The sequence below is a fragment of the Acerihabitans sp. TG2 genome (genome assembly GCF_035013185.1).
Lineage (GTDB): Bacteria > Pseudomonadota > Gammaproteobacteria > Enterobacterales > Enterobacteriaceae > Acerihabitans.
Map to the genome: position 1 here is coordinate 163,819 of NZ_JAYGJO010000009.1, position 6,676 is coordinate 170,494.

Annotated in this window: 6 protein-coding genes; 2 read left to right on the forward strand and 4 right to left on the reverse strand. The window is 50.3% G+C overall.

Translation table 11 applies throughout. From position 1 onward, the window contains the following. Positions 1-13: 13 nt before the first annotated feature. Complete coding sequence (gene trxA / locus SJI19_RS10690) at positions 14-340, reverse strand: thioredoxin TrxA (RefSeq protein WP_323478239.1); 327 nt, start codon at positions 338-340, stop codon at positions 14-16. Positions 341-458: 118 nt separating this feature from the next. Here trxA and rhlB point away from each other — a divergent pair, with 118 nt between their 5' ends. Next, positions 459-1,763 carry an ATP-dependent RNA helicase RhlB gene (rhlB, locus tag SJI19_RS10695; RefSeq protein ID WP_323478240.1) on the forward strand — a complete coding sequence of 435 codons (1,305 nt, stop codon included), beginning with the start codon at positions 459-461 and terminating at the stop codon, positions 1,761-1,763. Positions 1,764-1,768: 5 nt separating this feature from the next. Further along, on the forward strand, positions 1,769-3,262 hold the full coding sequence (gppA, locus tag SJI19_RS10700) for a guanosine-5'-triphosphate,3'-diphosphate diphosphatase (RefSeq protein WP_323478241.1): 1,494 nt from the start codon (positions 1,769-1,771) through the stop codon (positions 3,260-3,262). An 8-nt stretch (positions 3,263-3,270) separates the two neighbouring features. Here gppA and rep read toward each other — a convergent pair whose 3' ends face one another. The 3 genes from rep to SJI19_RS10715 all read right to left on the reverse strand — a co-directional run bounded on the left by rep (position 3,271) and on the right by SJI19_RS10715 (position 6,453). Next, entirely contained in the window at positions 3,271-5,292 is a 2,022-nt protein-coding gene (gene rep, locus SJI19_RS10705; protein WP_323478242.1) for a DNA helicase Rep, read from the reverse strand. Positions 5,293-5,435: 143 nt separating this feature from the next. After that, a complete protein-coding gene (locus tag SJI19_RS10710) occupies positions 5,436-5,792 on the reverse strand; it encodes a hypothetical protein (RefSeq protein ID WP_323478243.1) in 357 nt (118 codons plus the stop codon). 517 nt (positions 5,793-6,309) lie between these two features. Next, positions 6,310-6,453 (reverse strand): hypothetical protein, encoded by a 144-nt coding sequence (locus SJI19_RS10715; RefSeq protein ID WP_323478244.1) that lies wholly within the window; start codon positions 6,451-6,453, stop codon positions 6,310-6,312. Positions 6,454-6,676 lie beyond the last annotated feature (223 nt).

Sequence of the window (6,676 nt, forward strand, 5' to 3'; positions counted from 1 at the left end):
CCCGTTTTGATGATTACAAATTCTTATTGAGGAACTCTTTCAGCTGACTTCTGGACAGTGCGCCAACCTTGGTCGCAACCACTTCGCCGTCTTTGAACAACAGCAGGGTTGGGATGCCGCGAATACCATATTTAGGCGCGGTGGCCGGGTTTTCATCAATGTTAAGCTTGGCGATAGTCAGTTTACCTTCGAATTCATCAGCGATTTCAGTCAGGATCGGTGCAATCATTTTACACGGACCACACCACTCCGCCCAGAAATCAACCAGGAACAATCCCTTGGCTTGCAACACGTCCTTTTCGAAGCTGTCGTCGCTTACGTGAATAATTTTATCGCTCATGTTCTACTCCACAGGATTATCTTTACCCGACTGGTTTAAGGTTAACCATCGCCCAGTTGACTTTATTTCACTGGATACGCTTTCGTAATGCAATAGTTAACTGTTATTCTACCACACTATGAGCAAAACACACTTAACCGAAAAGAAGTTTTCCGACTTCGCCCTGCATCCGCTGATTGTTGAATCTCTTGAAAAACAAGGATTTAATAACTGCACGCCTATTCAGGCGCTGACATTACCCATCACACTCGCTGGGAAAGATGTCGCGGGACAGGCGCAAACCGGTACCGGAAAGACGCTGGCATTCCTTGCTGCCACGTTTAATCATTTACTTATCCAGCCTGCCAACGAGCAGCGCCAAATCAATCAGCCACGTGCACTGATCATGGCGCCCACCCGTGAATTGGCCGTGCAGATCCACTCCGACGCTGAACCATTAGCCCAGGCAACCGGCCTGAAAATGGGCCTGGCCTACGGTGGAGATGGCTACGACAAGCAATTGAAAGTATTGGAATCAGGCGTAGATATTCTGGTGGGTACCACCGGTCGTTTGATCGATTATGCCAAACAGAATTATATCAATATGGGCGCGATTCAGGTCGTCGTGCTGGACGAAGCCGACCGTATGTTTGACCTCGGTTTCATCAAAGATATTCGCTGGCTATTCCGGCGTATGCCCGCCGTTGAACTACGTTTGAATATGCTGTTCTCCGCCACGTTATCTTATCGGGTCCGGGAACTGGCGTTTGAGCATATGAACAACGCTGAGTATGTAGAAGTCGAGCCATTGCAAAAAACCGGCTATCGCATCCAGGAAGAGCTGTTTTATCCTTCCAATGAAGAAAAAATGCGCCTGCTGCAAACCTTGATTGAGGAAGAATGGCCGGATCGCAGCATCATTTTCGCGAATACCAAGCACCGGTGTGAGGATATCTGGGGCCATCTGGCGGCAGACGGACATCGCGTCGGGCTGCTGACCGGTGACGTTTCCCAGAAAAGGCGCCTACGCATCCTGGAAGATTTTACCCAAGGCACGCTGGACATCCTGGTCGCAACCGATGTTGCTGCCCGCGGTCTGCATATCCCGTTGGTGACCCATGTCTTCAACTACGATTTGCCCGATGACTGTGAAGATTATGTACACCGTATCGGTCGCACCGGACGCGCCGGCGAAAGCGGCAGTTCCATCAGCTTGGCCTGTGAAGAATATGCATTGAACCTTACCGCGATTGAAAGCTATATTGGCCATCAAATTCCTGTAAGTAAGTATAATAGCGACGCGTTGCTTACCGATCTGCCCGCGCCGAAACGGCTCACCCGTGCCCGTCCGGGCAGTGGCCCGCGTCGGCATTCGGCATCCCGTCGGGGCGGTGCTGGCAGTACGGGCGCTGCGCCACGTCATAACCGTAAACGTCCGAGCTAATCGATATGCAAAGTTGCGCCTCACTTTATGCCGCCATTGATTTAGGCTCCAACAGCTTCCATATGTTAGTGGCGCGTGAGGTTGCAGATACCAGCCAAACCCTGACGCGAATCAAGCGTAAAGTTCGCCTGGCTGCGGGGCTGACCGCTGACAACCAGTTGACGCCTGAAGCGATGCAGCGTGGCTGGCAATGTCTTCGGCTGTTCGCTGAGCATTTACAGGATATTCCACCGCAACATATCCGTGTCGTCGCCACCGCCACGCTGCGCATTGCCACCAACGCCGACGTGTTCCTGCTCACCGCGAGGGAGATCCTTGGATGCCCGGTACAGGTTATCAGCGGCGAAGAGGAAGCCAGGCTCATTTATCAAGGCGTGGCGCATACCACTGGCGGATCCGATGAGCGTCTGGTGGTGGATATTGGCGGCGGCAGCACCGAATTGGTGGTCGGTCGTGGGGCCAATGCTCTGGAACTGTTCAGCCTGGAGATGGGTTGTGTCACCTGGCTCGATCGCTGGTTCAAGGATCGCAGCCTGACCAAGGAAAACTTCGAGCAGGCCGAACAGGCCGCGCGAGAGATGATCCGCCCAGTGGTATCCAGGCTTCAGGCCTATGGATGGAAGGTGTGCGTGGGCGCTTCAGGTACGGTGCAAGCGCTGCAAGAGATCATGGTTGCCCAGGGCATGGATGAGCAGATCACCTTGAGCAAACTGCTGCAGCTTAAGCAGCGGGCAATTCAATGCGGTAAGCTTGAAGAACTGGAAATCGAGGGACTCACCCTGGATCGGGCGCTGGTATTTCCCAGTGGGCTGTCAATTTTACTGGCGGTGTTCCACGAATTGGACATCAAGACCATGACGCTGGCAGGCGGCGCACTGCGTGAGGGCATCATGTACGGTATGCTGGATTTACCGGTATGCGAGGACGTATGTGAACGCACCCTGCAGAATTTACAGCGCCGTTATTTGCTCGACATCGAACAGGCGCTACGGGTCACCGTCCTGGCTCGACACTTTGCTGAACAGGTAGCCGATGTCTGGCAACTCGACGAACGATGTTTGACCCTGTTACAGGGTGCCACGATGATCCATGAAATTGGCCTGAGCATTGATATTAAAAACGCCCCACAGCATGCAGCCTATCTGATCCGCCATACTGATTTACCGGGTTTTACCCCGGCTCAGCAAAAGCTTATTGCTATTCTGTTACAAAACCAAAGTCATCATATTGATGTACAACAGCTCAGTCAGCAAAACTGCCTACCGCCGCACATGGCGCAGCGCCTGTGCCGATTAATGCGCCTGGCGATTATTTTTGCCAGCCGGCGTCGCGATGAGACGGTTCCCGAGGTCAAACTCCGGGCGTTAGATGACACACTGCATGTTTTATTACCTGCAGACTGGTTACTGGTGCATCCGTTACGAGCCGAATATCTGGAACAAGAAAGCCAGTGGCAAAGTTATGTCCATTGGCCCTTGTTAATTGAAACCGTAAACTGAATCGGCCCTTACTCGCCCTTCGCTTTCGCCAGTTGGGCCCGAATACTGGCCAAATGACTCTGTCCCCGGGACATGCGATCTTCGGGGCTCACCACTTTACGCACAGTTTCCCAAGCCAGATCATCTTGCGGCAACTCGAGCAAAAAACGACTCGGCTCCGGCCGGATAACTTCGCCGTACTGACGCCGCTCGCGGCATAAGGTAAAGGTCAGCTCTTTTTGTGCCCGCGTTATGCCCACATAGGCCAAGCGCCGTTCTTCATCAATATTATTTTCATCAATGCTGCTTTGGTGGGGCAACAGCCCCTCTTCCATACCGACCAGGAATACATAAGGAAACTCCAGCCCTTTGGAGGCATGAAGCGTCATCAATTGCACCTGATCAACTTCCTCGTCATTTTCGCCCCGTTCCATCATCTCGCGCAGCGTAAAACGCGTCACCACTTGATCCAACGTCATCGGCTCATCCAGATCCGACCCCACCAGCATTTCCGTCATCCAGGAAAACAGCTGATTAACGTTTTTCATCCGCATTTCAGCAGCCTTAGGGCTCGGCGACGTCTCGTACAGCCAGCTTTCATACTCCATACCGTGGATTAAATCGCGCACCGCCTGCACGGCATCACCGTCGGCCAGCCGGGCAATCTCCGCCATCCACTGGGTGAAATGCACCAGTGACTCCAATCCACGACCAGAGAGGGTTTGAGTCAATCCAACATCAAAACTGGCGGCAAACAAGCTCTTATTACGTGTGGTCGCCCATTCGCCCAGTTTCTGCAGCGTGGCAGGACCGATTTCCCGCTTCGGTGTGTTAACGATCCGCAAAAAGGCGCTGTCATCGTCCGGATTCGTCAGCACCCGTAAATAACACAATAAATCCTTGATCTCCGGGCGCGCAAAAAACGAGGTACCGCCCGAAATCCGGTAGGGTATCCGATTTTGCATCAACATTTTTTCAAACAGCCGAGACTGATGGTTGCCCCGATACAGCAGCGCGTAATCGCGATAACGGGTTTTGCGAATAAAATGATGCGCTATCAGCTCACCCACTACCCGCTCAGCCTCATGATCCTCATTGTTGGCGGTGATCACCTTTAGCACCTCACCATAACCCAGGTGGGAATACAGCCGTTTCTCAAACAGATGCGGATTATTGGCAATCAGAATATTGGCAGCTTTTAGAATGCGCTCGGTAGAACGGTAGTTTTGCTCCAGCTTGATCACCCGCAATGCCGGGAAATCCTGCTGCAATAACGCCAGATTTTGCGGACGCGCGCCGCGCCAGGAATAGATCGACTGATCGTCATCACCCACCACGGTAAAACGGGCGCGACTGCCCACCAGCATTTTCACCAATTCATACTGACTGGTATTGGTATCCTGGTACTCATCCACTAACAAATAACGCAGACGATGTTGCCAACGCTCGCGGACTTCGCTATCACGCTGCAACAGCAAGGTCGGGCGCAGGATCAGATCGTCAAAATCCAACACATTACACGACCGTAAATGGGTATCGTACAGTTCATAGCAATGAGCAAAAAGTTTCTCCTGCTCTGAACGTGCCAGTGCTGCCGCCCGGAGAGGATCACACAGATCGTTTTTCCAATTGCCGATCGCCGACGCCAATTGTTTCAGCAAATCCTTGTCACCTTCCAGCCACTGCTCCGTCAGATCCTTGAGCAACGCCTGCTGATCGTGCTCGTCAAACAGGGAAAATTTGGCCTTCATGCCCAGCGCTTTATATTCTCGCTTGATGATCCCCAGCCCCAGGGTATGAAAAGTTGCGATAGTCAGACCACGCGCCTCTTGCCGCCCCAAGGTTTGCGCCACCCGCTCGCGCATTTCCCGCGACGCCTTGTTGGTAAATGTCACCGCCGCGATATGCCGCGCCTGGTAACCACATTGGCGGATCAAATGGGCAATTTTATTGGTGATCACCCGCGTTTTACCCGATCCGGCACCCGCCAGCACCAGGCATGGTCCGGTAACAAATTCGACGGCATCTTGCTGGCTGGGGTTCAGGCGCATGGTAAATTTCCACAATAACGGTGACAGAGACGACGGGCAAAGTGTACCAGAAAGTGTGGGTCAGTTGCGCGTCTATGCCGTGGGCTATGAGGTAGGAACTGCCCAGTTTACTTGTCAAGTGGCGCAAGCAGCGTGAATGCCATTTATGGGAGCATCGCATCGAAATACTTCATTTCTTCCTGATAGTTTGAAACCAGGCAATTGCCCACTGCGGCCATTTCTGCATCTGTTCCTTTGGAATCTATCGTTTCCAATTGACACTTTTTATCAATCATTACCCGCCATGATGTCTTAAGACCAAGAATGAGTGACTTATGTTCTGGATTGTTGCTTATCTGTGCATCAACTGATTTATTTAAATCATCTAATGCTGATTTTACTTCACTCGTTACTTTCCCATTAATACTTGCGAGTTGGCTATTTTCCACTTCAGAAAATGCGGCCATGCTTGCCGTGGAATATATAGTGAACAAAAAAAATAAAATATACTTAACTTTCATAAAGCCTGACCCTCCTTAAAAATCTATCCTGTGGCACGTTCGACCCATATGCATGTAAAGCTGGTACAGTGTCAGCCAGGAAGATTCGTCTTTCTCTTCTTGTTTGTACACCGACCTGACCAGCACAAACGTACCGGACTGGCGAAGAGATTGTGTCGGAAGGCACTCAATATTGACGTAATAGCAGTTAACCCGCCACGCCACCTATGTCCTTAGCGTAGGATATTTTTCGTTTTCCAAACGGACCAAAATATAAGCCGTGGTTGACATATTATATCCTTATAAATTATTATGATATAAAATAATATTGGCGATGATTTACCTAGGATAAAACCGATCAAAAAATTTAGCAATAAGATAAATACAAACAACCGTAGCAAAAATTGAAAGCAGTCTTGCCGTCCAGTTATCAAAATAGAAGATCCATATCATTGATAACCAGAAAACTGCACCACCCAGTAGCCCCACCAACATGTCCAGAACATTATCTACTATTTTTTTCTTTAGCCATGATATTCTACCCATGATAGCCACTCACCTTATCGTCGACCAGATCCAGGCTCTGGTTAAACGCTGGCAATCCCTGTTGTCGTTTCACAGACAAGGCATCAACAAAAGGCTTAAGCGCGGGTTCAAACATAAAAAAGTTTATAATGCACATCAAAATCATTACTTATTTAATAATTCATATCATTCCTCCCCATCGTTTTTCCACATTAACTGTTACTCAATTGACCAGAGGTATATAAGGTTGGGTACTCATAAATCGGCTAGGTGCATAATTATCATAACCATGGCAACGGCAGTATTCTATTAACTGGCTTAAGGCACTGACGCCAACTTTTTCATACACCGATAGTAGATGTTTCTTCACCGTATCAGGT